At 75.8% G+C, this 24,520-nt stretch carries 18 protein-coding genes; 13 read left to right on the forward strand and 5 right to left on the reverse strand.

Features of this window, described 5'->3' with window-relative positions:
* Positions 1-270: 270 nt before the first annotated feature.
* The gene (locus ACFVVL_RS20380; RefSeq protein WP_380296119.1) at positions 271-537 is read right to left on the reverse strand and encodes a DUF6059 family protein; all 267 of its coding nucleotides are present in this window, start codon (positions 535-537) and stop codon (positions 271-273) included.
* Between the two features lie 194 nt (positions 538-731).
* Here ACFVVL_RS20380 and ACFVVL_RS20385 point away from each other — a divergent pair, with 194 nt between their 5' ends.
* From ACFVVL_RS20385 to ssuE, 3 genes are read left to right on the forward strand one after another with little or no spacing between them, the layout of a single operon-like run.
* The gene (locus ACFVVL_RS20385) at positions 732-2,636 is read left to right on the forward strand and encodes an HAD-IIIC family phosphatase (protein ID WP_387677099.1); all 1,905 of its coding nucleotides are present in this window, start codon (positions 732-734) and stop codon (positions 2,634-2,636) included.
* A complete protein-coding gene (locus ACFVVL_RS20390) occupies positions 2,633-2,866 on the forward strand; it encodes a phosphopantetheine-binding protein (protein WP_380296122.1) in 234 nt (77 codons plus the stop codon). Before ACFVVL_RS20385 ends, ACFVVL_RS20390 begins: the two co-directional genes overlap by 4 nt.
* A 53-nt stretch (positions 2,867-2,919) precedes the next feature.
* Complete coding sequence (ssuE, locus tag ACFVVL_RS20395) at positions 2,920-3,519, forward strand: NADPH-dependent FMN reductase (RefSeq protein WP_380296124.1); 600 nt, start codon at positions 2,920-2,922, stop codon at positions 3,517-3,519.
* Positions 3,520-3,626: 107 nt separating this feature from the next.
* Here the strand turns inward: ssuE and ACFVVL_RS20400 are convergent, their stop codons facing one another.
* Together ACFVVL_RS20400 and ACFVVL_RS20405 are read right to left on the reverse strand one after the other, a co-directional pair.
* Positions 3,627-4,403 carry a hypothetical protein gene (locus tag ACFVVL_RS20400; RefSeq protein WP_387677104.1) on the reverse strand — a complete coding sequence of 259 codons (777 nt, stop codon included), beginning with the start codon at positions 4,401-4,403 and terminating at the stop codon, positions 3,627-3,629.
* Positions 4,404-4,526: 123 nt separating this feature from the next.
* Positions 4,527-6,308, reverse strand: a complete 1,782-nt coding sequence (locus tag ACFVVL_RS20405) for a serine/threonine-protein kinase (protein WP_387677107.1) — start codon at positions 6,306-6,308, stop codon at positions 4,527-4,529.
* Between the two features lie 425 nt (positions 6,309-6,733).
* On the opposite strand from ACFVVL_RS20405, the gene ACFVVL_RS20410 reads away from it, so the two are divergent.
* Positions 6,734-9,637, forward strand: coding sequence for an N-acetylmuramoyl-L-alanine amidase (locus ACFVVL_RS20410; protein ID WP_387677109.1), 2,904 nt, complete (start codon positions 6,734-6,736; stop codon positions 9,635-9,637).
* A gap of 91 nt (positions 9,638-9,728) precedes the next feature.
* Here ACFVVL_RS20410 and ACFVVL_RS20415 read toward each other — a convergent pair whose 3' ends face one another.
* Together ACFVVL_RS20415 and ACFVVL_RS20420 are read right to left on the reverse strand one after the other, a co-directional pair.
* Positions 9,729-10,013, reverse strand: coding sequence for a DUF6355 family natural product biosynthesis protein (locus tag ACFVVL_RS20415; RefSeq protein WP_380422948.1), 285 nt, complete (start codon positions 10,011-10,013; stop codon positions 9,729-9,731).
* Between the two features lie 153 nt (positions 10,014-10,166).
* Positions 10,167-10,451 (reverse strand): DUF6355 family natural product biosynthesis protein, encoded by a 285-nt coding sequence (locus ACFVVL_RS20420; protein ID WP_387677113.1) that lies wholly within the window; start codon positions 10,449-10,451, stop codon positions 10,167-10,169.
* Between the two features lie 205 nt (positions 10,452-10,656).
* Here ACFVVL_RS20420 and ACFVVL_RS20425 point away from each other — a divergent pair, with 205 nt between their 5' ends.
* The 9 genes from ACFVVL_RS20425 (at position 10,657) to ACFVVL_RS20465 (ending at position 24,509) form a co-directional block, all read left to right on the forward strand.
* The gene (locus ACFVVL_RS20425; RefSeq protein WP_387677116.1) at positions 10,657-10,941 is read left to right on the forward strand and encodes a hypothetical protein; all 285 of its coding nucleotides are present in this window, start codon (positions 10,657-10,659) and stop codon (positions 10,939-10,941) included.
* 213 nt (positions 10,942-11,154) lie between these two features.
* The gene (locus ACFVVL_RS20430) at positions 11,155-13,002 is read left to right on the forward strand and encodes a phage tail sheath family protein (protein WP_387677119.1); all 1,848 of its coding nucleotides are present in this window, start codon (positions 11,155-11,157) and stop codon (positions 13,000-13,002) included.
* 7 nt (positions 13,003-13,009) lie between these two features.
* Entirely contained in the window at positions 13,010-13,534 is a 525-nt protein-coding gene (locus ACFVVL_RS20435; RefSeq protein ID WP_350550005.1) for a phage tail protein, read from the forward strand.
* 11 nt (positions 13,535-13,545) lie between these two features.
* Positions 13,546-14,277 (forward strand): hypothetical protein, encoded by a 732-nt coding sequence (locus ACFVVL_RS20440; RefSeq protein WP_380296135.1) that lies wholly within the window; start codon positions 13,546-13,548, stop codon positions 14,275-14,277.
* Positions 14,270-14,962, forward strand: a complete 693-nt coding sequence (locus ACFVVL_RS20445) for a hypothetical protein (protein WP_387677124.1) — start codon at positions 14,270-14,272, stop codon at positions 14,960-14,962. The genes ACFVVL_RS20440 and ACFVVL_RS20445 overlap by 8 nt, the downstream gene beginning before the upstream one ends.
* A 16-nt stretch (positions 14,963-14,978) precedes the next feature.
* A complete protein-coding gene (locus ACFVVL_RS20450; protein ID WP_387677127.1) occupies positions 14,979-16,247 on the forward strand; it encodes a Pvc16 family protein in 1,269 nt (422 codons plus the stop codon).
* A gap of 17 nt (positions 16,248-16,264) precedes the next feature.
* Positions 16,265-18,205 carry an ATP-binding protein gene (locus ACFVVL_RS20455; RefSeq protein WP_380297855.1) on the forward strand — a complete coding sequence of 647 codons (1,941 nt, stop codon included), beginning with the start codon at positions 16,265-16,267 and terminating at the stop codon, positions 18,203-18,205.
* The gene (locus ACFVVL_RS20460; protein ID WP_387677130.1) at positions 18,196-18,534 is read left to right on the forward strand and encodes a hypothetical protein; all 339 of its coding nucleotides are present in this window, start codon (positions 18,196-18,198) and stop codon (positions 18,532-18,534) included. Before ACFVVL_RS20455 ends, ACFVVL_RS20460 begins: the two co-directional genes overlap by 10 nt.
* Positions 18,531-24,509, forward strand: coding sequence for a DUF4157 domain-containing protein (locus tag ACFVVL_RS20465; protein WP_387677133.1), 5,979 nt, complete (start codon positions 18,531-18,533; stop codon positions 24,507-24,509). The genes ACFVVL_RS20460 and ACFVVL_RS20465 overlap by 4 nt, the downstream gene beginning before the upstream one ends.
* Positions 24,510-24,520: the final 11 nt, after the last annotated feature.

The following is a 24,520-nucleotide window of genomic DNA, read 5'->3' on the forward strand; positions in this document are numbered from 1 at the left end:
GGCGGTGGCGGGGTGTCGGGGGCCGGAAGGGGGTCGGGGCGGCCGGGTGAACGGGGGCGGCCCGGCGTACGGGGGGCTGCGCGGTGTCTCGGGGCGGCACGGTGTCTCGGGGCGGCGGCCGACCGGCCGCGGGGAGGGCGCGGACGACGGCCCGCTCGTGCGGCCATGCTCAGCGGGAGGGCTAAACCACCCCTGAACGTCGGCCCGGTACACGGGCACGGAAGGCCTGCTCGGAGGGCCTGCGCGGACGGCCTGCTCCGAACGCCGGGCTCAGATCGGTTCGGCGAGCCGTGCCCACAGCTCCCGCTCGACGGGCGTGGGCGGCACCCCGGCCATCGACCGCTCGGGATGCCCGGCCGGCGGACCGGTGCGCACCGACGGCGCCGGAGGGTCCCACTCCGAGCCGTCGGTGCACGGCATCGGCGCCCAGCCGGCGGCGAACCACCGCATCGGCAGCAGGACGTGACGCAGCGCCCAGCCCGCGGCCCGGCGCCAGGCGGTCCGCCGCGACGATGCCGGCGGTTGCGGTGCTTCCACCTCGGTACCTCCCGGGGTTCTCGGGGTCACAGTGAGCCACCCACCCTCCAGGACGGCGCGAAACCGCCGCTCAACCGGGTCTGAACCCCGGCGCCCCGCCGGGGTTCAGACCCGGTTCAGCCCCTCGGGCCACGATGGCCCGGCAGCCCCGCCCACCGCCGCCCGCGCCCGGGAGCACCGATCGGAGAGCCTTGATGGAAACGACCGCCGACCCGGCCCGCGCCCTGCTGGACCTCCGTCGGCAGGGCCGCCTCGCCGCCGAGTACCCCGCCGTCCGCACCCTGCTCGCCGAGGCCGACGCCGCCGGGACCACGCACGCCGGCCGGATCCTGGCCGGGCTCGACCCGGACGAGGTGCTGGCCGCCCACCCCGGCACCGCCACGCTCACCGTCGCCGTCCTCGGCCACGGGACCGTCGGCCCGCTGATCGCCCCGCTGACCGGCGAACTGGCGCGCCACGGACTGCTGCTGCGCCCGCACCAGGGGAACTTCGACAGCTGGGTGTTCGACCTGTCCGACCCCGGCAGCCCGCTCTACGCCGCCGACCCCGACCTCGTCCTCTGCCTGCTCGACCCGGCCGTGGTCCTCGACGAGGTCCCGCTGCCCTGGCGGCCGGAGGACGTGGCCCGGGTGGCCGACGCGAAGGTCGAGCTGATCGGCCGGCTGGCGGAACGCTTCGCGGCCACCGCCCGCGGGGTGCTGGTCCTCAACACCCTTCCGCTCCCCCGCCGCTGGACCCACCAGCTGGTCGACCACCAGTCCCGGGCCCGGCTCGGCGCGATCTGGCGGGAGGCCAACGCCCGGCTGCTGCGCCTGGGCGAGGAGAACGCGTCCGTGGTGGTCCTCGACCTCGACCCGCTGCTCGCCGAGGGCGTCCCCGCCGCCGACCCCCGGCTCGACGTCTACGCCAAGGCCCACCTCTCCGACCAGTTGCTCGCCGCCTACGCCCGCGAGGCCGGGCACCTGGCCCGCCATCTGGCCGGGCTGACCCGCAAGGTGCTCGTCCTGGACCTGGACCAGACGGTGTGGGGCGGGATCCTCGGCGACGACGGCCCGGAGGGCATCGAGGCGGCCGGCACCCCGCGCGGCGAGGCGTTCCGCGCCTTCCAGCGGGCGGTCAAGCAACTGGGCTCCCAGGGCGTCCTGCTGGCCGCCGCCAGCAAGAACGACCGCGAGCCGGTCCTGTCGGTGCTGCGCGACCACCCCGACATGACGCTGCGGGAGGAGGACTTCGTCCGGGTGACGGCCGACTGGCGCCCCAAGCCGGACGGGATCACCGGCCTCGCCGAGGCGCTCAACCTCGGCACCTCCGGCTTCGTCTTCGTGGACGACTCGCCCTACGAACGCGGCCTGGTCCGCCGCGAGTTGCCCGAGGTCGCGGTGGTCGCGGTGGACGAGGAGCCGGCCCTCCACCTCGAACGGCTGCTGGCCGACGGCTGGTTCGACGTGCGCAGGCTGACCGGCGAGGACCGGGCGCGCACCGAGCTCTACCGGGGCGAGGCCGCCCGCAGCGACTTCCTCCAGGGCTTCGACTCGCTCGCCGACTACCTCGACGAGCTGGAGGTGCGGGTCCGGCTGCGCCCGCTGTCCGCCGACGAGCTCCCCCGGGTGTCCCAACTGACGCTGCGCACGAACCAGTTCAACCTGACCACCCGACGGCTGCAGCCCGCCGAGGTGGCCGCCTTCGCCGGCGCCGAGGGCTCCGGGGTGCTCACCGTGCGCTCCGCCGACCGGTTCGGCGACAACGGCCTGGTCGGCGCGGTCTTCCTGGCCCGCGAGGGCGAGACCCTGCGGATCGACAACTTCCTGCTCAGCTGCCGGGTGTTCTCCCGCGGCATCGAACAGGCGGTGCTCTCCGCCGTCCTCGGCCTGGCCGCCGGGACCGGCCTGCGCGAGGTCACCGGCCACTACCGGCCGAGCCCGCGCAACGGGACGGTCAAGGACCTCCTCCCCCGGTACGGCTTCGCCCCCGCCGACGGAACCGCGCCACCGGACGGCGCCCTCGCCTTCCGCCACGACCTCGGCACCGAACTGACCCCGCCCGGCCACCTGCGGCTCGACGCCGAACTGGCCGGCCTCCTGGAAGGAACCCCCGCATGAGCGACTCCGACGGCCTGGCCGAGCTGATCTCCGTGGCCGGCACCGAACTGGGCCTCCCGCTCGGCCCCGAGTACGCCGAGGTGGACTTCGACGACCTCCCCGGCTGGGACTCGCTCCACCTGCTGGTCCTGCTCACCACCCTGGAGCGGAGCAGCGGCCGCCGGCTCTCGCTCCCCGACCTGCTCCAGGCCCGCACGCTCGCCGACATCCACCGGATCGTCACGGTCTGACACCCCCGCACGACGCCCAACCCACCCGCCGCACCACCCTGATCGAGGTTCCCATGGCCCGCATCCTCACCCTCTCCGGCAGCCCGTCCGCCACCTCCCGCACCACCCGCCTGCTCGGCGCGGCGGCCCACCGCCTCGAAGCCCGGGGCCACCAGGTGACCGCCCTGGAGGTCCGCCGGCTGCCCGCCGAGGTGCTCACCGGCTCGGACGTCACCCACCCCGCCGTCACCGAGGTCGCCGACCTGCTGCAGCGGGTCGACGGCGTCGTGGTGGGCACGCCCGTCTACAAGGCGGCCTACTCGGGCCTGTTGAAGTGCCTGCTGGACCTGCTGCCGCAGTACGCGCTGGCGGGCCGGACGGTGCTGCCGCTGGCCACCGGAGGCTCCCCGGCGCACGTCCTGGCCGTGGACTACGCCCTGCGGCCGGTCCTCAGCGCCATGGGGGCCGCGCACGTCACCCAGGGCTGGTTCGTCCTCGACAGCCACATCCTCACCACCCCGGACGGCGCCGTCGACCTCGCCCCCGCCGCCGCCACCGCCCTCGACGAGGTCGTCGGCCGCTTCGCCGACGCCCTGCCGGCCGCCCCCGAGGGCGAGTTGCTCGGCGCGCCCGGCGTCCCGCACCCGGCGGCGGTCGCCACGGCCGCCCGCTGACCCGCCGATCCGCCGGCCTGCGGGCCCCCGCCTCCGGGCCGCCACCGGCGACCCGGAGGCGGGGCGTTCGGCGACCTGCGGGCGCGGGCCGGCGCGGCCGTCGTCCGTCAGGCCGGGTAGCGGATCGACCCCAGCGGCGGGCAGGGCAGGAGCGTCGCTCCGGCGCCGGGGCGCTCGACGAAGGCCCGCGCCTCGGAGGCCCGCAGCCGGTGGTGGTCCAGTTCGTCGGCGTGCCAGGCGTCGCGCCTGGCCCGGCCGTAGTCCCAGGTGTCGTCGATGAGGCTGAGGCTGGTGTTGCCGGCGCTGCGCCGGAAGTCGGCCTGCACGGCGGTCCGTTGCAGCGCCTCCTGGGTCACCGCGAGGTCGAGCCGGGTGATCAGGACGCCGGGGGTGTGCGGTTCACGGGTCGGCATCGGGGCCTGCGGGAGCAGGGAGACGCCGGTGTCGTAGCGGCTGATGTTGTCGATGCTCGCGCGCTGGGCGTCACTCATCATGATCCGCATCTCCCGGTGCGCCCAGTACACCTCGTCGAGGTCGGCCTCGGTGATGCGCATCCGCCCGTACAGGGCCCGGAAGCGCGGGTCGTGGTGCAGCGGGAGCAGCGGGGCCGCGTGGAGCGCCACGCAGTCGTTGAAGCCGTACGACACCGCGGCGTCGAGGTGGTGGACGACCTCGTCCGCCCGCCCCTGCGCGCAGGCCACCCCCGCGAGGCCGGCGTGGCCGGAGGCGGCGAGCCAGGCGCCGTCGGGGCCGAGCGCCGCGGCCCGCGCGACGACGTCGTGGAGGCTCCCGGTCCCGGCCGCCGCGGCGGACGGTCCCCCGGTCAGGATCCCCACCACCACGTCGTGAAGACGGGCGACCAGCGAGTTGACGGTGTCGGCCATGGATCTCCTCGGACTCGGACGGTGGTGCGCGTGGCGGGGGCGGTGCGTCGGTGACGGCCCCCGTGGAGATGACGGGCCGACGGAGCCGGCGGTTCCGGGAAGCGCGTGCGACCCGGGCGCGCCTCAGCCCAGCTTCTGCAGCACCACGTACGGGTTCGCGTTGAGCAGGTCCGTGCTGTAGTGCAGCGTGCCGTCCGGCTGCATCGTGACCTGGCGGTAGACCGACCGGTCGGTGATGCACGCCGCGCCGGGCGAGGAGTCGGTCGTCCGGGAGGCATAGGTGAGCCGGCTGTCGCCGGCCTCGCTGAGCGTCCACGCGCCTTCGCACCAGATGCCGGTCTTCGGCGTCTCGGCGCGGATGGTGCTCTTCTCCTCGCTCCTCGCCGACTGGACGATCTTGAGGGTGACGGTGGTGACCGCCCCGTCCTCCGCCGTGCGCTGACCCACCCATGTCCCGAGGAACTTCGCGGGGACGGCGCCCTGCCCCGGCTGGTCCGCCGGGGACTCCGCCGGCTCGGGGCTCGTCGCGGCGGGGGCGGGCGGGGCGGCGGGCGTCGTCCGCTCCCCGGCCGCGGCGGTCCTCCCGCCGTCGTCCCCCAGCCGCTCGATCAGCAGGTACCCGCCGCCCAGCAGCAGGGCGACGGCCAGCACCGCGGCCGCCACGCCGTAGCCGCGCCGACGGCGCGGCGCGGCGTGCGGTCCGTGGCCCGGGGCGGTGGCCGGGCCCGGCGGCGCCGGGAACGGCGCGGAGTGGGGCGTCGACGGGTACGGCGCCGACGGGTACGTGGCCGACGGATGCGTGGCCGGCGGGTACGGCGGCGCCGGGTACGCTCCGGCCGGACCGGTGGGGCCCCCGGCCGGCGGGCCGAAGCCCGGCGCGGCCGGCGGTCCGAAGCCGGGCGGCGCGGCCGGGAGCACGGGGGCGCCGCCGCCCGGGACGGCTTGCGGCACCCCGGCGAGCGTCCTGTTCCCGGTGTCCGGTCCCACCGGGGCCGTCCGCTCCCCCTCCAGGTCCAGCAGCTGCACGGCGCTGCGCCCGACCGCCGCCGCCAGCGCCGGAGGCAGCCAGTCGCCGTGGCCGAGCCGGGCGGCGGCCGCGCCGTCGGGGTCCAGCCGTTCCCGCAGCAGCGCGGGCGCCGGGCGGGCGGCCGGGTCCTTGGCCAGGCAGTCACGGACCAGGGGGTACAGCGGGCCGGCCAGCCCGGAGAGGTCGGGCTCCTCGTGCAGCACCCGGTAGAGCAGGACCGGCGCGCTCACCCCGGAGCCGAAGGGCATCGTGCCGGTCGCCGCGTACGCGAGCACCGCGCCGAGCGAGAAGACGTCACCGGCCGGCCCGGCGGGCAGTCCGTTCGCCTGCTCGGGCGACATGAAGCCCGGCGAGCCGAACACCTGGCCGGAGCGGGTGAGCGCGGAGGTGGCGTCCAGGGCTCGGGCGATGCCGAAGTCGATCAGCCGCGGCCCGTCCAGGGTCAGCAGCACGTTCGACGGCTTGACGTCCCGGTGCACCAGCCCGAGGCCGTGCACATGGGCGAGCGCCCCGGCGAGGCCGACCCCGAGGGTGCGGACGGCGGGCTCCGGCAGCGGCCCGAAGTCCCGGACGGCGGTGGTGAGCGCGGGCCCGGCGACGTAGCCGGTGGCCACCCAGGGCTGCCCGCCCTCGGTGTCCGCGTCGAGGACCGGCGGGGTCCAGGTGCCGCCGACCCGCCGGGCGGCCGCCACCTCGTGCCGGAACCGGGCCCGGAACTCGGCGTCCCCGGCCAGGTCGCGACGGACCACCTTGACGGCGACGGTCCGCCCGCCGGGGCTCCGGCCGAGGTAGACCCGGCCCATTCCACCCGCTCCGAGCTGCCGCAGCAGGCGGTACTCGCCCACCTGCCGCGGATCCTCCGCCGCCAGCGGTTCCATCGCCCATCCTCCCCTCGACGACCGTCGCGGCCGTCCCCGCCTCACGCGTCCCACCCGACGCCGGCGGTCCGGGACCGCCCTGGGGACAAGATCACGGTCGCAGAACGGCCGTCAGATGATCATAGGCTCGCACCCCCGCGCTGCCGACCCCCCGTCAGCCCGCGCTCCCCACAGGCCCTTCCCCGCGATTTTCCCGGGGCGTCGCCGGCTCGCCGCCGAGCCGCCCGCCGCGGCGTCGTCGCCGGTGCTACGCTGCCCGCCCCGAGTACGTTCCTGTCCGCCACCGCTGGTACGTTCGCCGTCGATCCAATCCGGTCGAACAGGAAGGTCGGTACCGACCGTTGACTCATCCCTCCCGTATACGGCGGCCACGCTCGCCGCTGCGCACGGCCGTGGCCGTGGCGGCCTCGGCGGCAGCGTTCGGCATGGCCGCGAGCAGTGGCACGGTGGCCGTCGCGGCGCCGGCCGCACCGGTTGCCGGGCTGCAGGCCCAGTTCGCCGCCGCGGCCAAGGAGTTCAAGGTCCCCGAGAGCGTCCTGCTGGCGGTCTCCTACCAGCAGACCCGCTGGGAGTCGCACCAGGGCCTCCCGAGCACCACCGGCAACTACAACGTCATGGGCCTCACCCAGGTCGACCTGGCGGCGGTCGCGGCGGCCCAGGCCGCCGCCCAGCCGGAGGTCGACCTGCGCGGTGACGGCGACGCCCCGGCCGCGCGCCGGGCGGCGGCCCCCGTCCCGGCGCCCCCCGCCGACAGCCCCGCGCTGCACACCCTGGAGGCCGCGGCCAAGCTGATCGGGCGGCCCGAGGCGGAGCTGCGCGAGAACACCCTGCAGAGCATCCGCGGCGGCGCGGCGCTCCTCGCCGAACAGCAGCGCGGGGCGAAGAAGCCGCAGTCCGCCGACCCGGCCGCCTGGTACGACGCGGTGGTCCGCTTCAGCAACGGCGGGGCGCCGGGTCAGGGCTCGGCCGAGGGCCAGGAGTTCGCGGACCGGGTGTTCGGCACCCTCAAGGTCGGCGCGGTCCGGACCACCTCCGAGGGCCAGCGGGTGACGCTCACCGCCGACCCGGCCGCCGCCGCGCACAGCCCGGCGGTCGACCGCGGGGTGGCGCGCGGGGTCGAGCGGCAGCCCGGCTCGCGGGACACCGCGCTCGCCGCCGCGCCCGCCGCGGCGCCGGCCGCGCCCTCGATCGCGGCCGCCGACCCGATCGAGTGCCCGGCCACGCTGGGCTGCGACTTCCGGCCGGCCGCCTACGCGAAGAACAGCGCCGACGTCAACGACTTCGGCAACTACTCCATCGCCAACCGCTCCGGCGTGGACATCGACTACATCGTCATCCACGACACCGAGGGCGGCTACGCGGGCTCGCTGGCCACCTTCCAGAACCCGGCCACCCTGGCGAGCGCGCACTACCTGCTGCGGTCCAGCGACGGCCACGTCACCCAGATGGTGGCGAACAAGGACATCGCCTGGCACGCCGGCAACAAGACCTTCAACATGAACAGCGTCGGCATCGAGCACGAGGGCTACGCGCTGAGCGGCGCCGCCTGGTACTCGGAGCAGCTGTACCAGTCCTCGGCGACGCTCACCCGCTACCTGGCCGACCGGTTCGGGGTCCCGCTGGACCGCGAGCACATCATCGGCCACGACGAGGTCCCGGGGCCGATCCAGAGCTCCGTCAACGGCATGCACTGGGACCCGGGCACGTTCTGGGACTGGAACCACTACATGGACCTGGTCGGCGGGCACGTCACGCCGGACCAGGGCTACGCGGTCGGCGGCCGGATCACCATCAACCCGCCGTTCTCCAACGCCTACCGGCCGACGATCAACAACGTCGCGCCCCAGCCGGCGAACTTCGTCTACCTGTACAGCTCGCCCGGCGGCCCGCTGATCGGCAACGGCACCCAGAACGCCTCGGACTGGTCCGACAAGGCGGTGGCCGGCGGCAGCTACGTGGTCGCCGAGATCCAGGGCCAGTGGATCGCCATCTGGTACAACGGCCGCAAGGCCTGGTTCTGGAACGACGGCACCATGGCCGCCGCCGACAACCGCCCGGGCCAGTACGCGCTGACCCCGAAGGCCGGCCTCAGCAGCGTCGCGGTGTACGGCCGCTCCTACCCGGAGTACAACGCCTACACGGCGTTCCACGTCCCGGCGCCGAGCCCGAACATCGTCGCCCTGGACTACACCCTGCCCGCCGGCCAGCTCTACGTCCCGGCCTCCACGACGCCGGTGGCGGGCGCCTTCTACTACGCCCCGACCGTCGACGGCAGCGCGCCGTACGACCGCAGCTGGGTCACCGGCGGCGTCACGTACTACCCGATCCGGTACAACCACCGGCTCGCCTTCGTCTCGGCCGACGACGTCGACCTCGTGCCGGCCAAGACCGACGTGCTGGCCAGCGGCGAGCGGGTGCAGCTGCTGGCGCAGACCAGCAGCGGCCCGGTGAACGCCGGTGCCAACTTCACCCGCGGTGCGTGGGAGAAGTACCACGCGATGCCGACCGTCCCCGGCCCGGCGGACCCGAACCAGAGCTTCGGCGTGCTGTACATGGGCAGCCAGCTGCACGCGGTGACGGTCGCCAACGGGCACGTCTACACCGCCGACCGCAACCTCTACACCGGCGTGTGGACGCCCTGGTACGACCTCCAGGTCACCGGTGCGGCCGGTCCGCTGTCGTCCCCCGTGACCGAGGTCGCGGTCGCGGCCACCGGGACGAAGATGCACGTGGTCGTCGTCTCCGGCGGCCGTCTGCTGGAGGCCGCCGCCGACTACTCGGCGGGCCGCTGGTACCCGTGGGGCGACATCTCCGGGGTGCTCGGCCTGCCGTCCGGCGCGCTGAACCGGATCGCGGCGACCGCGAGCGGCAACGTGATGTACATCAACGGCGTCGGCACCGACGGCCACGTCTACATCGCCGACGCCGACTACAACCGGGGCGTCTGGGGCTTCGGCGACGTCACCGGCGCGGTCGGCCCGCTGAGCGGGACGATCACCGGCCTGGCCACCGTCGCCGTCGGCTCGCAGCAGCACGTGCTGGCCCTCGTCGACGGCAAGGTCAAGCAGGCCACCGCCGACTACGCGGCCGGCCGGTGGAACGGCTGGGGCGACGTCTCCGCCGTCACCGGGCAGACCGCCCCGCTGAGCAAGCTCGCGGTCACCTTCACCGGCACCAACCTCCGGCTGTTCGGCGTCTACAACGGCCAGGTCGTCTGCGCCAACGGCGACTACGCCCTCGGCCGCTGGTCGACCTGGATGGACACCCAGGCCCCGGGTGCGGCCGGTCCGATCGACCCGGCCACCACCGTGGCGGTGGCCGGCGCCTGACCGGTCCCCGTCCCCGGACGCGCCGCTGCCCCCGACGGGCCTCCGTCGGGGGCAGCGGCGTTCTACGCGTCCGGGCCGGCCGGGTCGCGGTTCAGCAGTGGTCCTCGGTCTTGTAGATGATCCACGCGTCCGACGCGAACAGCGCCGACTGGCCCGGCTGAACGCACCTTGTCGCGTGCCAGCCGTCGAAGTACAACGCCTCGACCGTGATGGCGTGGTCCTCACAGTTCCGGTAGTACTTGTATTCCCCGCTGGTGTACTGCTCGCAGGGAGGATCCGTTGCCGCTGCCCCGGCGGAGGCCGCCGGGACCAGGAGCGCGGCCCCGGTCACGATCGCGGCAAGGCCCGCCCTGAGGGAGTTCTTCGAGATGGACATGCCCGTCAGGGTGCGCCCCGGCCCTATATTTCCTCTACGACCGACCCTTGCGCGCACCGGCCCGTGCGACCGTCCCCGGGCACGCCGCTGCCCCCGACGGGCCTCCGTCGGGGGCAGCGGCGTCCTACGCGTCCGGGCCGGCCGGGTCGCGGTTCAGCAGTGGTCCTCGATCTTGATGATCAGCCACACGTCCGGACCGAACAGCGCCGACTGACCCGGCTGGACGCACGCCCACTCGCGCCAGCCGTCCCAGTACTGCCCCTGGGCCTTGATCGCGTGGTCCTCGCAGTTCCGGTAGTACTCGCGCCCCCCGCTGGTGTACTGACCGCAGGGAAGATCCGTCACCGCTGCCCCGGCGGAGGCCGCCGGGACCAGGAGCGCGGCCCCGGTCACGATCGCGGCAAGGCCCGCCCTGAAGGAGTTCCTCGAAATAGACATGCCCGTCAGGGTGCGCCCCGGCCCTATATTTCCTCTACGACCGACCCCTGCGCGCACTGCGCGGAGGGCGGGCCGGGGGCGTGCGGCGCGGGGCGCGATCGGGAGCCCGATTCCGTGCGCCGGGGCTCGTGCGGGCGGAGGGCGTGTGGGCGGCGGGTGCGGCGGGCAGCACCGCGACGGCAGAACCGTCGGCAGAGGAGGACCGATGTACCAACTCTCCCTCTCCCTGTGGCGCACGTGCGTCCCGTACGTCGTCGCGTTCCTCGCGGTGCAGGCCGCGCGGCTCGGCGTCGACCTCGACAACGCCTCCCTCACCGCCGCGCTGGTCACCGGCTTCGGCACGGCCTACTACGCGGCGTTCCGGTTCCTGGAGCACCGGTTCGGCGCGGCCTGGGGGTGGTTCCTGGGGGCCGCCCGGCCGCCCGCGTACCCGTCCCCGGCGCCCGTGCCGGCCCGGTTCGAGGACCTGAACGTCCCCGAAGGCGGCTGACCCGGAATCCGGCACCGCGCACCGACAAGGGGTTGCGGAGCGACCTGATCCGCAACCCCGAATACCGCGTGCAGTATGACAATTATCCTTTTCAATAAAGCCCTTGACGGGTCGTCACCGAAATATCAAACTGAGCCTGCCGATCCCTGCATCAGGATCTCACGGGCCGCCATTTCCCCGGACCCTTGATGCACGAAGTGAACGGAGGGGGAATTGCCGACGACACCGACCTACCCGGGCGTCTACATCGAAGAGCTTCCCAGTGGCGTCCGCACCGTCACCGCGGTCAGCACGTCGGTGACCGCCTTCGTCGGGGCCACCCGGCGCGGACCGCTCGACCAGCCCGTCACGATCACCGGTTTCGCGGATTTCGAACGCCGTTTCGGCGGGCTCGCGAGCGACAGCCCGGTCAGCTACGCCGTCCAGCAGTTCTTCCTCAACGGGGGCTCGGTCGCGGTCGTCGTCCGGGTCGCCGCGGCCGGCACCGGCGCCGCCGCCGGCGTCACGCTCGGCTCGACCCAGACCTCCGCCGCCACCCCGGTCCTGGAGGTCACCGCGGTCGAACCGGGGCTCTGGGGCGCGGCGCTGCGGGTCGCCGTCGACTACCGGACGCCGACCCCGGCCGAGACCTTCAACCTCCAGGTCTCCGACACCTCCGGCGCCGTCCGGGAGTCCTTCACGGACCTCTCGGTGCGGGCCGCCGACCCCCGGTTCGCCGAGTCGGCGGTCAACGGCGGCTCGGCGGTGGTCCGGGTGAGGGTCCTGGCGGAGAGCCGGCCGGACCCGGTGGGCACCGTCTCCAAGCCGTTCCCGGTCGCGCTGCCGGACCTCACCCACGAGGTCCAGGTCAAGATCGGCGACGTCGCGCGGATCCTCAGGATCCACGACCCGGCCGTGGACGGCGCCCCACCGGCCGGCATCGCCGAACTCGCCCTGCTGCTGGAGCGCAAGCTGCGCGCCCTGCCGGACGCGCCGGGCCGGCGCGCCTTCGCGGGCACCCGGGTCAGCGTGTTCGGCCGACAGCTGCAGGTCGTCGCGGGCTCCACCGACCCGGCCGACGTGGTGCGCTTCCTCGGCGAGGCCGCCAACAACCTCGGCCTCGAAGGCTCGGTCAGCTCGCCGGTGCACGCCCTCACCGGCGGGCGGGACGGCGGCGCCCCCGGCCTGACCGACCTGATCGGCAGCGAGGCGGGCAAGACCGGCATCCAGGCCCTGCGCGACGTGCAGGACGTCAATCTGCTGGTGCTGCCGGAACTGGCCGGCTACGCCGACCTCGACGAGGCCGTCACGGTCGTCTCGGCCGCCCAGGCGCTCTGCGCGGAGAAGCGGATGTTCCTGATCGTCGACTCGCCGCAGGCGTGGACGACGCTGGACGCCGCCCGGGCGGGCCTGTCCGCCTTCGACTCGGTGCGCAGCGACCACGCGGCGCTGTACTTCCCGCACCTGGAGCTGGTCGACCCGCTCACCGGGCGGCTGCGCGCCTTCCCGCCCTCGGGCACCGTCGCCGGGGTGATGGCGCGCACCGACGGGCAGCGGGGCGTGTGGAAGGCCCCGGCGGGCACCGAGGCCGGGCTGCCCGGGGTGCGCGCGCTGACCGTCCCGCTGACGGACCGGGAGAACGGCCTGCTGAACCCGCTCGCGGTCAACTGCCTGCGGACGTTCCCGGTGGTGGGCCCGGTGGTGTGGGGCGCCCGGACCATGGCCGGCGCCGACGTGCTGGGCTCGCAGTGGAAGTACGTGCCGGTGCGGCGCCTCGCGCTGATGCTGGAGGAGAGCCTCTACCGCGGCACCAAGTGGGTCGTGTTCGAGCCCAACGACGAGCGGCTGTGGGCGCAGATCCGGCTGAACGTGGGCGCGTTCCTGCACTCGCTGTTCCAGCAGGGCGCGTTCCAGGGCACCTCCGCGCGTTCGGCCTATTTCGTCAAGTGCGACAAGGACACCACCACGCAGGACGACATCAATCGCGGTGTGGTGAACGTCGTGGTCGGATTCGCGCCGCTGAAACCTGCGGAATTCGTGATCGTCAAGATCGAGCAGCTCGCCGGACAGTTCGAGGTTTAGGATCTCCATGGTCGAGTTCACCGTCAATCCGCACCGGTTCGATCCGTACAAGAACTTCAAATTCCTGGTCGTCTGGGACGGCCGGGTGGTCGCCGGGGTCAGCAAGGTCAGCCCGCTCAAGCGCACCACCGAGGTGGTGAAGCACCGCAGCGGGGGCGATCCGAGCGCACCGCGGAAGTCCCCGGGGCGGACCGACTTCGAGGCCGTCACCCTGGAGCGCGGCGTCACCCACGACCCGGAGTTCGACCGCTGGGCCAACAAGGTCTGGATGGTCGGCGCGGGCCGCGGGGCGGAGGTGTCACTGCGGGACTTCCGCAAGGACCTGGTGATCCAGGTGCTCAACGAGGCCGGCCAGGTGGCGGTCGCCCACAAGCTGTACCGCGCCTGGCCGAGCGAGTACCAGGTGCTCGGCGAACTCGACGCCAACGCCAACGCGGTGGCGATCCAGAGCCTCAAGCTGGAGGTGGAGGGCTGGGAGCGGGACGAGGAGACGCCCGAGCCCGAAGAACCGTCGTTCCAGCAGCCGGCCTGAGCGGCGGCACCGTGGAACTCGCCGGGCAGGCCGCCCTGTTGGCCACCTGGGAGGCCGGCCTGGCGGCCGGTCGCACCGGGCGGGCGCTGTTGCTGCACACCGTCGCGCGCCCCGGCGCCGGCCCGGAGGAGCTCCTGGCCGTCCCGCTCGGCGAGCGGGACGCCGAACTGTTCGGCCTGCGCACCGCGCTGTTCGGCGAACGGCTCACCATGCGGGCCGGCTGCCCGCGCTGCCCGGAGGACCTGGAGTTCACGCTGGACGCCGGGCAGGTGGCCGGTGCCGCACGGCCGGTGACCGGGCCGCTGCGGGTGGAGCTGGACGGCTGGCGGGTCGGTTTCCGCCCGGCCACCCCCGGCGACCTCGCCGCCGCCGAACAGGCCCCCGCCGGCCGGGCCAGGGCGGTCCTGCTGCAACGGTGCGTGCTGACCGCCGAGCACGACGGGGAGCCGGTGGCCGCCCGCCGGCTCCCCGAACCGGTGCAACGGCGGATGGCCGAGGCCGCGGCCGCCGCCGACCCCTGCGCGGACATCCGGCTGAACCTCGGCTGCCCCGGGTGCGGCGGGCAGGCCCTCGCCGAGCTGGACATCGCCTCCTATCTCTGGGAGGAGCTGGACGACTGGGCCCGGGCCACCCTGCTCGACGTCCATCTGCTGGCCACCGCCTACGGCTGGAGCGAGCCGGAGGTCCTGGCGCTCAGCCCGCTGCGGCGCCGCTACTACCTGGAGCTGTGTGCCGATGCCTGACCACTTCGACCGTCTGCTGGCCAAGAGCGACCCGGACCGGGCCGGGGTGCGGGTGCGGCCGCGCCTGCCGGGGCCCTTCGAGCGGATCGAGCAGCTCGGGCCGACGCCGCCGCCCGTCGACGAGGAGCCGGGCGCACCGGAGCGGCGGCCCGCGCCCGCACCGCTCCCCCGGCCGTCGGCGGAGCCGCGCCCGCCGGCACCGCCGGGGGCGCCCCCGGCGACGGGCGGCGACGCCCGGCCGCCCGCCGCGCCCGTCCTTCCGCTGCCGCGCACCCCGCTGCTGGTCCCGCCACCCGTCGCCCCGGCCCCCGCCGCCGTACCGGGCACCGTACCGGCGCCGCGGGCGGGGGCCACCGGGCCGGCGGCCGTGCCGGCCGTCCCCGCTCCGCCCCTGGCGGCCGCGGCCGGACCGGCGGCCGGGGCGGCGCCCGCACCCGCACGGCCCGCCGTCGCACCGGCGCCCGGCCGGCGGACCACCGCGACGGCCGCCCCGCGCCACCCGGCCGGAGCCGGAACCGGTGCCCGGCGCCAACCCCGGCCGGCCGAACGGGTGGTGCGGGTCCAGATCGGCCGGGTGGAGGTCAGGGCCGCCGAGCGCGCCCCGGCCGCACCGCGCGGACCGGCGGCCACCCGGCCGGCCCCGGCCGTCGGCCTGGACGCCTACCTCTCCCGGGAGCCCTCATGACCGGGCGGGTGCGGCCATGAGCAACCACCTCGCGATCGCCACCGTGAGCGAGGCGCTGCGGCTGCTCCTCACCCGCGCGCTCTCCCCCGACATCCCGTTCGCCGTCGAGGTCGGCACCCGCAAACCGCCGACCGAACCGCCCGCCGACCCGACCGTCACCGTCTTCCTCTACCAGGTCACGCCCAACGCCTCGCTGCGCAACCTCGACGCGCCCACCCGCGCGGCCGACGGCACCCTGCTGACCCGCCCGGCCGCTGCCCTCGACCTGCATTACCTGATCAGCTGCTACGGCGAGGAGTCCCAGCTGGTCGGCCAGCGGCTGCTCGGCTGCGTGGTCCGGGCGCTGACCGAACAGCCGGTGCTGCCGCGCCAGTTGATCGAGGAGGCGGCCGCCCGGCCGTACCTGGCGGGCAGCGACCTGGCCGCCGCCCCGCAGCGGGTGCGCCTCACGCCCACGCCGATGGACGTCGACGAGCTGTCCAAGCTGTGGACCACGCTGTTCCAGACCCCGTACGCGCTGTCCGTCGTCTACCAGGCCACCGCCGTCCTCGTCGAGGGCCGGGCCGACCCGGTGGCCGGGCGGCCCGTGCTGCGCCGCACCGTGCGGGCCGTGCCGTCCCGGGCGCCGGTCGTCGAGCGGGTGCGCTCCCGGCCGGCCGGGTCCCGGGGCGCCCCCGAGGAGGGGCCGGTGACCAAGGACCGGGAACTGGTGCTGGACGGCTCCGGCCTGCGCGCGGACCTGGTCGTGGCCCGGCTCGGCGAATGGCGGGTCCCGGTCGGACCGGACGGCGTCCGGGACGACCGGCTGGTGGTCGCCGTACCGGAGGACCTGCCGCCCGGCGTGCACCAGGTGCAGGTGCTGCACGGACTCGCGCTGGACGGCCGGCCCGCCACCGACCACCTCGCCATGGAGTCCAACGCGCAGAGCTTCGCCCGCCAGCCGCGGATCCTCGCACCGATCGGCATCACGGACCGGCGCGTCGGACCGAACGGGGTGTCGGCCCGGCTGAGCGTCCGGCTGGACCTTCCGCTGCGGGACGACCAGCGCGTCCTGCTGCTGCTGGACGAGTCGCGCCCGCCCGCCGGGCGGCCGGGGGCGAGCCACCAGTTCCGCGCCCCCGCGCCGTCGCGGCCGCGCCCCGACCCGTACGAGGTCCGGGTGCCGGTCGTCGGCGTACGCCCGACGGCGTATCTGGCCCGGGTCCAGGTGGACGGCGTGCCCAGCGCGTTGACGGTGGCCGCCGACGGGTCGTTCAGCGGCCCGCTCGTGGATCTGACGCACTGACCGGGGAGGGGGGAGCGATGAGCACGAGCCACGGGCAGGACCCGGAGGAGCCGCACCGGCGGGCGCTGTCGGCCGCGGTCGCCGCCGTGCTCGAACGGATCGACGCGCACGCGGCGGGCCGCACCGACCGCCCGCCGCCCGGCGAGCCCGCACCGCCCGGCACGGCCCTGGACGCCCTCACCACGGACTTCGGGCTCACCCCGTTCGAGCGCGACGTCCTGGTGCTGGCCGCCGCCCCCGCCGTCGACCCCACCACCGCCGCCCGGTGTGCCGCGGCGAGCGGCGACCCCGGGCGCGCCCACCCCACCTTCTCGCTCGCCCTCGCCGCCCTGGACCGGCCGCACTGGAGCGCGCTGACCCCCGTGGGTCCGCTGCGCCGGTTCCGGCTGGTCGAACCGGACGACGAGACCGCGCTCACCACCTCCCGGCTGCGGATCGACGAGCGGGTGCTGCACTTCCTGGTCGGCGTGCCCTACCTGGACGTGCGGCTGCACGGCCTGCTCACCCGGATCGGTCCGCCCGGCGAGCTGCCCGGCCCGCACGAGCGGTGCGCGGCCGAGCTGGCCCGGGCCTGGACCTCGGCCGGACCGGCCGGCCCCCCGCACGCCGAACTGACCGGCGCCGACCGCCGCACCCGCCGGGAGATCGCGGCGGAGGCCGCCCACCGCGCCGGGCTCGGCCTCTACGCCGTGCACCGCGAGGACCTGCCCGGCGCGCCGGCCGAACGCGAGCGGCTCGCCCGGCTCTGGCAGCGGGAGGCGATCCTGATCCCGGCGGCCCTGCTGGTGGAGGGCGGCGAGCCGGACCGGGAACGTCCGCCGTCCCCGAACGCCGTGGAGTCCTTCCTCGGGAGCCTCGCCGTGCCGCTGGTCGTGTCCGGCGACGAGCCCGCGCCCGCGGAGGTCTCGGACCGCGCCCGGCTGACCGTGCCCCCGCTCGGCCCCGAGGAGCAGCTCGCGGTCTGGGCCGCCGCACTGGACGGCGCCCCGGGCCTCACCGACGGCGAACTCCGCGCCCTGGCCGCACAGTTCTCGCTGCCCGGCCATGTGATCCGGGCGGCCGCGGCAACCGCCCGGCGGGCCGCCGAGGACGGCCGGGACATCAGCCCGCTCGCCTGGCACGCCGGGCTGGCGGAGGCCCGGATGTCCCTGGAGGAGCTGGGGCGGCGGGTCGAACCGCGCGCCGGCTGGGAGGACCTCGTGCTGGAGGAGCGCCAGCGCTCGACGCTGCGCGAGATCGTCGCCCACGTCCGCCGGCGCGGCACCGTCCACCAGGAGTGGGGCTTCGAGGCGGTGCTGCGCCGCGGCCTCGGCGTCACCGCGCTGTTCGCCGGCGGGTCGGGCACCGGGAAGACCCTGGCGGCCGAGGTGGTCGCCGGGCAGCTCGGCGTCGACCTGTTCGTCATCGACCTCTCCCAGGTCGTCAGCAAGTACATCGGCGAGACGGAGAAGAACCTCCGGAGGGTCTTCGACGCGGCCGAACGCGGCGGCGCCCTGCTGCTCTTCGACGAGGCCGACGCGCTGTTCGGCAAGCGCAGCGAGATCAGGGACAGCCACGACCGCTACGCCAACCTGGAGGTCAGCTACCTGCTGATGCGGATGGAGGCCTACCGGGGCCTGGCCGTGCTCACCACCAACATGAAGAAGGCGCTGGACCCGGCGTTCCTGCGGCGGATCAGGTTCGTGGTCGACTTCCCGTTCCCCGGGGTGCCGGAGCGCGCCGAGATCTGGCGGCGGGTCATCCCCGCGCAGACCCCCAGCCGGGGCCTCGACCCGGAGCGGCTCGCCCAGCTCACCGTGACCGGCGGTTCCATCCGCAACATCGCGCTGGCCGCCGCCTTCCGGGCCGCCGACGAGGACTGCCCCCTGCAGATGCGGCACCTGCTGGCCGCCGCGCACACCGAGTACCTGAAGCTGGAGCGCTCGCTGACGCCCTCGGAGGTCGGCGGATGGATCTGATCGGGGGGCCGACGGGGGGACCGGCCGGGGCATCGGCCGGGGCATCGGCCGGACGGGTCGAGGTCGAGATCGGCGAGCTGGTCCTCGACGGTTTCGCGCGGATCGACCACGACCGGCTGACGGCGGCGTTCCGCAGCGAACTGACCCGCCTGCTGGAGGCGCGCGGGGTGCCGCTCGCGGCCGGCGGTGACCGGGAGCTGGACCTCGTCGCCGGGCTGCCGCCGCTGCCGGCCGGCGCCTCCCCCCGGCGGCTCGGCGAGGCGCTCGCCCGCGCCGTGCACACCGGGCTGTCCGGCGGGGGCCGGCCGCCGGAAGGGGGGCGGGCATGACCCGGATCGCCGCCACCACTGCGGCCGCGAAGGATTCCGAGCAGGGCGCGGACCGGCGCCGGACCAGGGCGCCGAGGGCCAAGGCCCCCGAACCGAAGGAGATCGTCTCCGGCGCCGGTCAGCCGCTCGACCCGGGCCTGCGCCGGGAGCTGGAGGCACGGCTGGGGCACGACCTCGGCCGGGTCCGGGTGCACACCGACCGGGACTCCGCCGCGCTGACCGAGCTGATCGGCGCGGACGCCGTCGCCGTCGGCCCGGACCTCTTCTTCGGCGAGGGCAAGTACCGGCCGTCCGCCGAGGACGGCCGGCGGCTGCTCACCCATGAGCTGCTGCACACCGTCCAGGCCCCGGATCCGCTCGGCGCGCTGCGGGCCGGCCGGGACCTGGGCGCGGTCAGCCTGCCGCAGGACGCGGTCGAACGGGAGGCGGAGCACGGCGCGCGCGCCGACCGTCCGGCCACCGCGACGCCGGGAGCCACCCCCGGCTGGCTCCGGTACGCGACCGTCGACGCCGACCGGTTCCGCACCGAGCGGCTCGATCCGGCCACGCTGGTCGACCGGCTGGCGGCCGGCATCCTGCGCTCGCTGCGGGGGGACCCGACCGACTCCTCCGGCCGGGTCCGGCTGCAACTCGCACGATTCGCGCCGGAGTTGCAGGCCTCGGTGCTCGCGCGGCTGGCGGACCGGCTGCCGTCCCCGGACTACACCCGGGTGCTGGAGCTGGTCGAGGCCGCCGAGCACCGCCCGGCCGACGTCGACGGCGCGCAGACGCCCGCGCCGGTCACCGAGGGCACCGGACCGGCCGGACCGGCCGAACAGACCGAGCAGCCGCCGTCGCCGACCGAACAGACCGGTCAGACCGGTCAGACGGGCCAGACGGGCCAGACCGAACAGACCGGCCAGACCGGCGACGAGCACGAGCAGACCCCGCCACCGGACCAGGAGACCGGGCCTCCGGAGGAGCAGCAGGACGCGGAGCAGACTCCCCCGGACGCGGAACCGGCGGAGCAGCCGACGAGCGCGCCGGAGGCACCCGGCGCGGCCCCCGGGGCCGCCGCACCCGGGGCCGCGACACCGGACCCCGGGCCGGAGGCACTCGCCCCCGGCACCGGAGCCCCCGAGGCCGGGGAGCCGGGCGCCGCCGCCCGTCCCCCGGCCGGGGCGACGCCGCGCGAGCCCGCCGCCGGACCGCCGGCGCAGCCCGCGCCGGTCAGGCCCGAGCGACTGGACGCCGTCGCGCAGGCCCCGGACAGCCCGCTCGCCCGGCACGGGTTGCTGGAGGACGACCGCCCGAAGGACGACGTCCGGGACGAGGAGCGGCCGTTGGGCCTGGAGCCCGGCGCGGACGCCGAGGTGCCCGAGGCCCCCGACGCGGACCGCGGGCAGCCACCGCAGCCGACCGACACCGGCCCGGAGTTGAGGCCCGGGGACTTCCTCCCCGCGACGGACCCCGAGGTGTCCGCCGTCCCGACCCTCGACCGGATCCGGCCCTCGGCGGACGGCCTGCCGGCCACGGCGGCCGAAGCACCGGCGTTCCCCGAGCCGCCCGCCACCAGGGCCGAGCAGGTCCAGGACGAGCGGGCGAGCCGGCCGGAGACCGAGGAGGACCCGGCGCCGGCACCCGAACCGGCCGAGCCCGCGGCCGCGCCGCCACCGGCCGCCGACGGGAGCCGGGAAACCGAGGAGGCCGAGGAGACCCGGGACGCCCAGGACGCCCGGGAGGACGAGGACCGGGCCGGCCCCGCCGCCCAGCCGCAGCAGCCGGTCGAACCGGAGACCCGGGCCGCCGCCGAACCCACCGCCCCGGAGTCCGGGCCACCACCACAACCGGAGGCGCCCGCGGCGCAGCAGCCGGAGGCGCCCGCCGAACCCGCGCCCCCGCCCGAGCCGAGCGCCCCGGAGCGCACCACCGCGCCCGCCTCCCCCGCCGTCACCCGCGAGCCGGTCGGCGGCGACGCCCAGGACGGTGCTCCCGAGCAGTCCCCCGCCCCCGGCCCGGCGGCCGAAGGGGCCGACGCACCGGCCGAGCCCACCGCCCGGCCCGCCCCGGACGCTTCCCTGGAATCCGGCGGCGGAGCCTGCGCGGGCCCGCCGCAGCCCACCACCGAGGCGGAGCCGGACGGTGCCGGTGCCGACGGCGGCGTCTGCGCGGCCGGGGGCGCGGGCGGGGCCCCGGCCGCGCCGCAGGAGCAGCCGGCCGCGCCCGACGTCTCCGCCCAGGACCCGCCGGGCGCCCTCGCCACCGCCGCGAGCCTGCCGCCCGACCGGATGGCCGCCGCGCTGGACGGCGTGGACGGCTCGGTGGACCGCACGGTCACCGAGCAGCACGCCCGGTTGCGGGAGGCCCCGCCGTCCCTGCGGCGCCCGTCCGGGGCCCCGCGCACCCGGTCCGGCCCGCCCGAGGCCGCGCCGCCCGCCGGGGCGGTGACGGAGCGGCTGGAGCGGATCGGGCCGACGGGCGCGGGGGGCGCGCGGCAGGAGGCCGGACCCCAGCAGGTCGAGGGCCGCAACCCCGGTGAGCGGGTCACCGCGCCGCACGTCGCGGACGACGCGAGCACCCAGGTCTCGCCGCAGGAGGTGCAGCGGCTGCAGGGCGCGGTCGACGGCGTGCCCTCGACGGACCCGGCGCTGAACACCACGGTCGGTCCGGCGCCCCGGGTGGAGCTGACCGGCGAGAGCGATCCGGCGCGCGCCGACGCGCAGGCGGCGAAGCTCAGGGACAGCTCGGCCAGGATCCTCGGCGTCGGCCGGGAGGACGCCGCCAAGCCGATGGGCGAGGACCGGATCGACCCGGACGTGCCGGAGGAGACGCTGACCGCCGCCGTCCCGGGCGACGGCCGCACGCGCGCCGCCGGTCCCGCCCGCGCCGTCGAAGCAGGCCCCGGCGTCGGCCTCGTGACCCAGCAGGAGCGCGGCCCGCAGATCCGGGCCGCCGTCGGCCGGGGCCGGGGCCGGCTGGACTCCGAACAGGCCGCGCAGCGGCAGGGAGAGGCCGAGGCGCGCCGCCGGAACGAGGCCGAGGTGGACCGGGCGGTGGCCGACAACGCCGAGGCCCAGGCCGGTGAGCGGAGCGACGCCGCCGCGAAGGTCCGGGCCGAACGCGAGCAGTGGCGCGGCGAGCAGGACCGGCGGATCTCCGCCGCGGACCAGGAGGCCGGCGCCGAGCACCGGGACAGGACCGGCCGGATCGACGGCCGGCGCGCCGAGGCCGACCGGGACGTCGAGGCCCGCCGGGAGCAGGACAACCGGACGATCCAGGACAGGCGCAGGGAGGCCGAGGAGAAGGCGCAGCGGGAGAAGGACCGCAAGAAGGAGGAGTCCGAGGGCTGGTGGGGCTGGGTCAAGTCCAAGGTGAAGGCGGCCTTCGACGCGCTGGTCGAGGCGGTCACCAAGGTCTTCGACTACTTCCGCGGCCTGGTCACCGCCATCATCGACGGCTTCCGCACCTTCGCGAACTGGGCGATCGACCAGGCGCGGAAGTTCGCCGTCGACCTGATCAACGGGCTGGCGGACGCCTTGATCAGGATCTGCGACGTCCTGCTGGCGGCCTTCCCCGAACTGCGGGACCGGTTCCGCAGGAGGATCGAGGAGTGGCGCGACCGGGCCGTCGCCAAGGTCGACGCGTGGGCGGACGGGCTCAGGAACGCCGTCAACAAGCTGCTGGACGCGCTGGCGGCCGGGCTGAACGCCCTGCTGGACGCGCTGGAGGCGGGGCTGAAGGCCGCGGTGGAGGCGGTCCGCCGGGCCGTGCTGGACGCGATCGACTTCGTGCGGAAGGCGATCGCGGTCTTCGGCGAGTTCGCCGTCCTGATCGGCGACGTCGCCGCCGATCCGGGCGGGTGGCTGAAGAAGCTGGGCACGGCGGCGGTCGACGGCGTGCGGCTGCACCTGTGGGGTGCGATCAAGCGCGCGGTGAAGCAGTGGTTCGACCAGAAGGTGGAGCCGGTCGTCGGCCTGACCTCGACGCTCATCGACGTCCTGGTCAAGGGCTGCATCACGATGGCGCAGATCGGCCGGATGGCCTGGCAGGCGATCGTCGCCGCGCTGCCCGGGATGATCGTCTCGATCGTCGTCGAGAAGCTGGTGTCGCTGATCGTGCCGGCCGCGGGCGCGGTGCTGGCCGTCATCCAGGGCCTGGTGGCGGCGTGGAACACCGTCAGCAGGATCGTCTCCGCGATCGGGAAGTTCGTGGCCTTCCTCAAGGCGGTCAGGTCCGGGTCGGCCGCGTGCCTGTTCGCCGACGCGGTCGCGGCGGGCGTGGTGGCGCTGCTGGACTTCATCTCCAACTTCCTGCTCGGGAAGCTCAAGGGCGCGGGCAAGGCGGTCGGCGCCAGGCTCAGGGGGATCGCCCGGAAGATCCTCAAGGGCCTGGCCAGGGCGGGCCGGGGCGCCCGCAGGGCGGCCGGAAGCGCCGTCAACAGGGCCCGGGCGGGCCTGCGCCGGGCCACCCAAGCGCTCCGCCCGGGCCGTCCCTCCCCCGGCCGGCCGGTACGCCCCGCACGACCGGCCCGGCCCACCGTCCCGCACCCGCAGCGCCCCGCCGCCGCCGGGCGCCCGCGCCGCGAGGCCGCCCGCCCGAAGGCCGCTCCCCGCCGCCCGGCCTCCGCCGTCGGCCGCGCGCTCCGCTCCTCCCGGCGGACCGTCCGGGCCGCCCTCACCCGCGTGCGGGCCGCCGCCCGCGCCCTCGGCCGCAGGCTCCTCGGCAGCAGGCTCGGCCGCGCCCTCACCACCGGCGCCCGGCGGATCCGCGACGCCTACCGCAGGCAGCGCGACCGCCTGCGCGACTGGCGGCAGCGGCGCCGGCAGCAGCGCGCCGCCCGCCGCGAACGCGAGAACTCGCCCCGGGCGAAGCAGCAGCGCCTGGACCTGATCGTCGCCCGGATCCGACCGCGGATCCAGCGGCTGCTGGCCCGCGGCGTCCGGCAGCTGGTGCTGCGGCCCGTGCTGGCCGGGATGCGGGCCTGGTACCGGCTCACCGGGCTGGCGGAGGTCGGCGGTCCGGCCTTCACCGTCGAGGCCCTGCTCAACCCGAAGGCCTCGGCCGGGGGCGGCTTCGAGCTGACGGACGCGGAGATCCGCGCGATCATCCGCAAGCAGGCGGAGGGCCTGCTGGACCGCGCCGACGTCATCGACGTCGCTGCGCGCCTGCGGCTCATCAAGTACCGGGCCCAGGCCGACGCCGTGAACCAGTCGCTGGTGATCCAGGGGTCGCAGGACATCCCCGGCGTCGTCAGGTACCTGCGGGAGCGCGGATCGGCCCTCCAGCTCTCGGCCGCCCAGGGCGGTCCGCTCCTCCTCCCGCCGTACACCGTCGGCACCGGGAAGGTGGACCGCTACCTGGTCGGTCCGGACGCCGAACCGGTCGGCGAGCAGAAGCAGAAGCGGGGCGCCCTCAACTCGATGACCATGGGGGTCACCAAGTACCACGAGCTCGTGGGCGACCTGAAGCGCGTCGGCCTGAGCGACATGGACTTCGCCATGGCGCTGCGGGCCTACAGCACCAACAGCCACCTGCCGCCCTCGTTCACGGCCGAGCAGCGGGCCCTGGTGCGCAGCACGCACTGGCTGATGTTCGTGCGGGAGTCCGTCCGGAGCCCCGCCAACCTCGGCTACGCGGCCATGACGACCGACCTCCTGGCCCGCGGACCGGGCGCCGGCGGGCTGGACCGGACACAGGCGTTCGCCGAGTACGAGGGCAAGCGCCGCGGCGACCGGGGGCGGTTCCCGATGTCGATGGTGAAGGCCGTGCCGGCCGCCCGCGCCCTCAAGCAGGAGGAGGCCGGCCGGCAGAAGCACTTCGACGCCTCGAAGGCCGACCGCGACGAACTGCGCTTCCGCGAGTTGCAGCTCGGCGAGGCCTGGGCCCGCGCCCACACCGGCGGCCTGGGGATCCTCGCCGCCACGGAGGACGAGACCGTGAGGAAGGGCGAGAAGCTCGTCCGGGACTTCCTGCGGAACTTCTACGGCCTGACATGAGAGAGAAGACC

The organism is Kitasatospora sp. NPDC058115, from assembly GCF_042884635.1.
GTDB lineage: Bacteria > Actinomycetota > Actinomycetes > Streptomycetales > Streptomycetaceae > Kitasatospora.

What these genes read in the sequence shown, in the direction of transcription:
- ACFVVL_RS20385 (WP_387677099.1), top strand. Translation starts at nt 732, where the DNA reads ATGGAAACGACCGCCGACCCGGCCCGCGCCCTGCTGGACCTCCGTCGG.
- ACFVVL_RS20390 (WP_380296122.1), top strand. Translation starts at nt 2,633, where the DNA reads ATGAGCGACTCCGACGGCCTGGCCGAGCTGATCTCCGTGGCCGGCACC.
- ssuE (WP_380296124.1), top strand. Translation starts at nt 2,920, where the DNA reads ATGGCCCGCATCCTCACCCTCTCCGGCAGCCCGTCCGCCACCTCCCGC.
- ACFVVL_RS20400 (WP_387677104.1), bottom strand. Translation starts at nt 4,403, where the DNA reads ATGGCCGACACCGTCAACTCGCTGGTCGCCCGTCTTCACGACGTGGTG.
- ACFVVL_RS20405 (WP_387677107.1), bottom strand. Translation starts at nt 6,308, where the DNA reads ATGGAACCGCTGGCGGCGGAGGATCCGCGGCAGGTGGGCGAGTACCGC.
- ACFVVL_RS20410 (WP_387677109.1), top strand. Translation starts at nt 6,734, where the DNA reads ATGGCCGCGAGCAGTGGCACGGTGGCCGTCGCGGCGCCGGCCGCACCG.
- ACFVVL_RS20415 (WP_380422948.1), bottom strand. Translation starts at nt 10,013, where the DNA reads ATGTCCATCTCGAAGAACTCCCTCAGGGCGGGCCTTGCCGCGATCGTG.
- ACFVVL_RS20420 (WP_387677113.1), bottom strand. Translation starts at nt 10,451, where the DNA reads ATGTCTATTTCGAGGAACTCCTTCAGGGCGGGCCTTGCCGCGATCGTG.
- ACFVVL_RS20425 (WP_387677116.1), top strand. Translation starts at nt 10,657, where the DNA reads ATGTACCAACTCTCCCTCTCCCTGTGGCGCACGTGCGTCCCGTACGTC.
- ACFVVL_RS20435 (WP_350550005.1), top strand. Translation starts at nt 13,010, where the DNA reads ATGGTCGAGTTCACCGTCAATCCGCACCGGTTCGATCCGTACAAGAAC.
- ACFVVL_RS20445 (WP_387677124.1), top strand. Translation starts at nt 14,270, where the DNA reads ATGCCTGACCACTTCGACCGTCTGCTGGCCAAGAGCGACCCGGACCGG.
- ACFVVL_RS20450 (WP_387677127.1), top strand. Translation starts at nt 14,979, where the DNA reads ATGAGCAACCACCTCGCGATCGCCACCGTGAGCGAGGCGCTGCGGCTG.
- ACFVVL_RS20455 (WP_380297855.1), top strand. Translation starts at nt 16,265, where the DNA reads ATGAGCACGAGCCACGGGCAGGACCCGGAGGAGCCGCACCGGCGGGCG.
- ACFVVL_RS20460 (WP_387677130.1), top strand. Translation starts at nt 18,196, where the DNA reads ATGGATCTGATCGGGGGGCCGACGGGGGGACCGGCCGGGGCATCGGCC.
- ACFVVL_RS20465 (WP_387677133.1), top strand. Translation starts at nt 18,531, where the DNA reads ATGACCCGGATCGCCGCCACCACTGCGGCCGCGAAGGATTCCGAGCAG.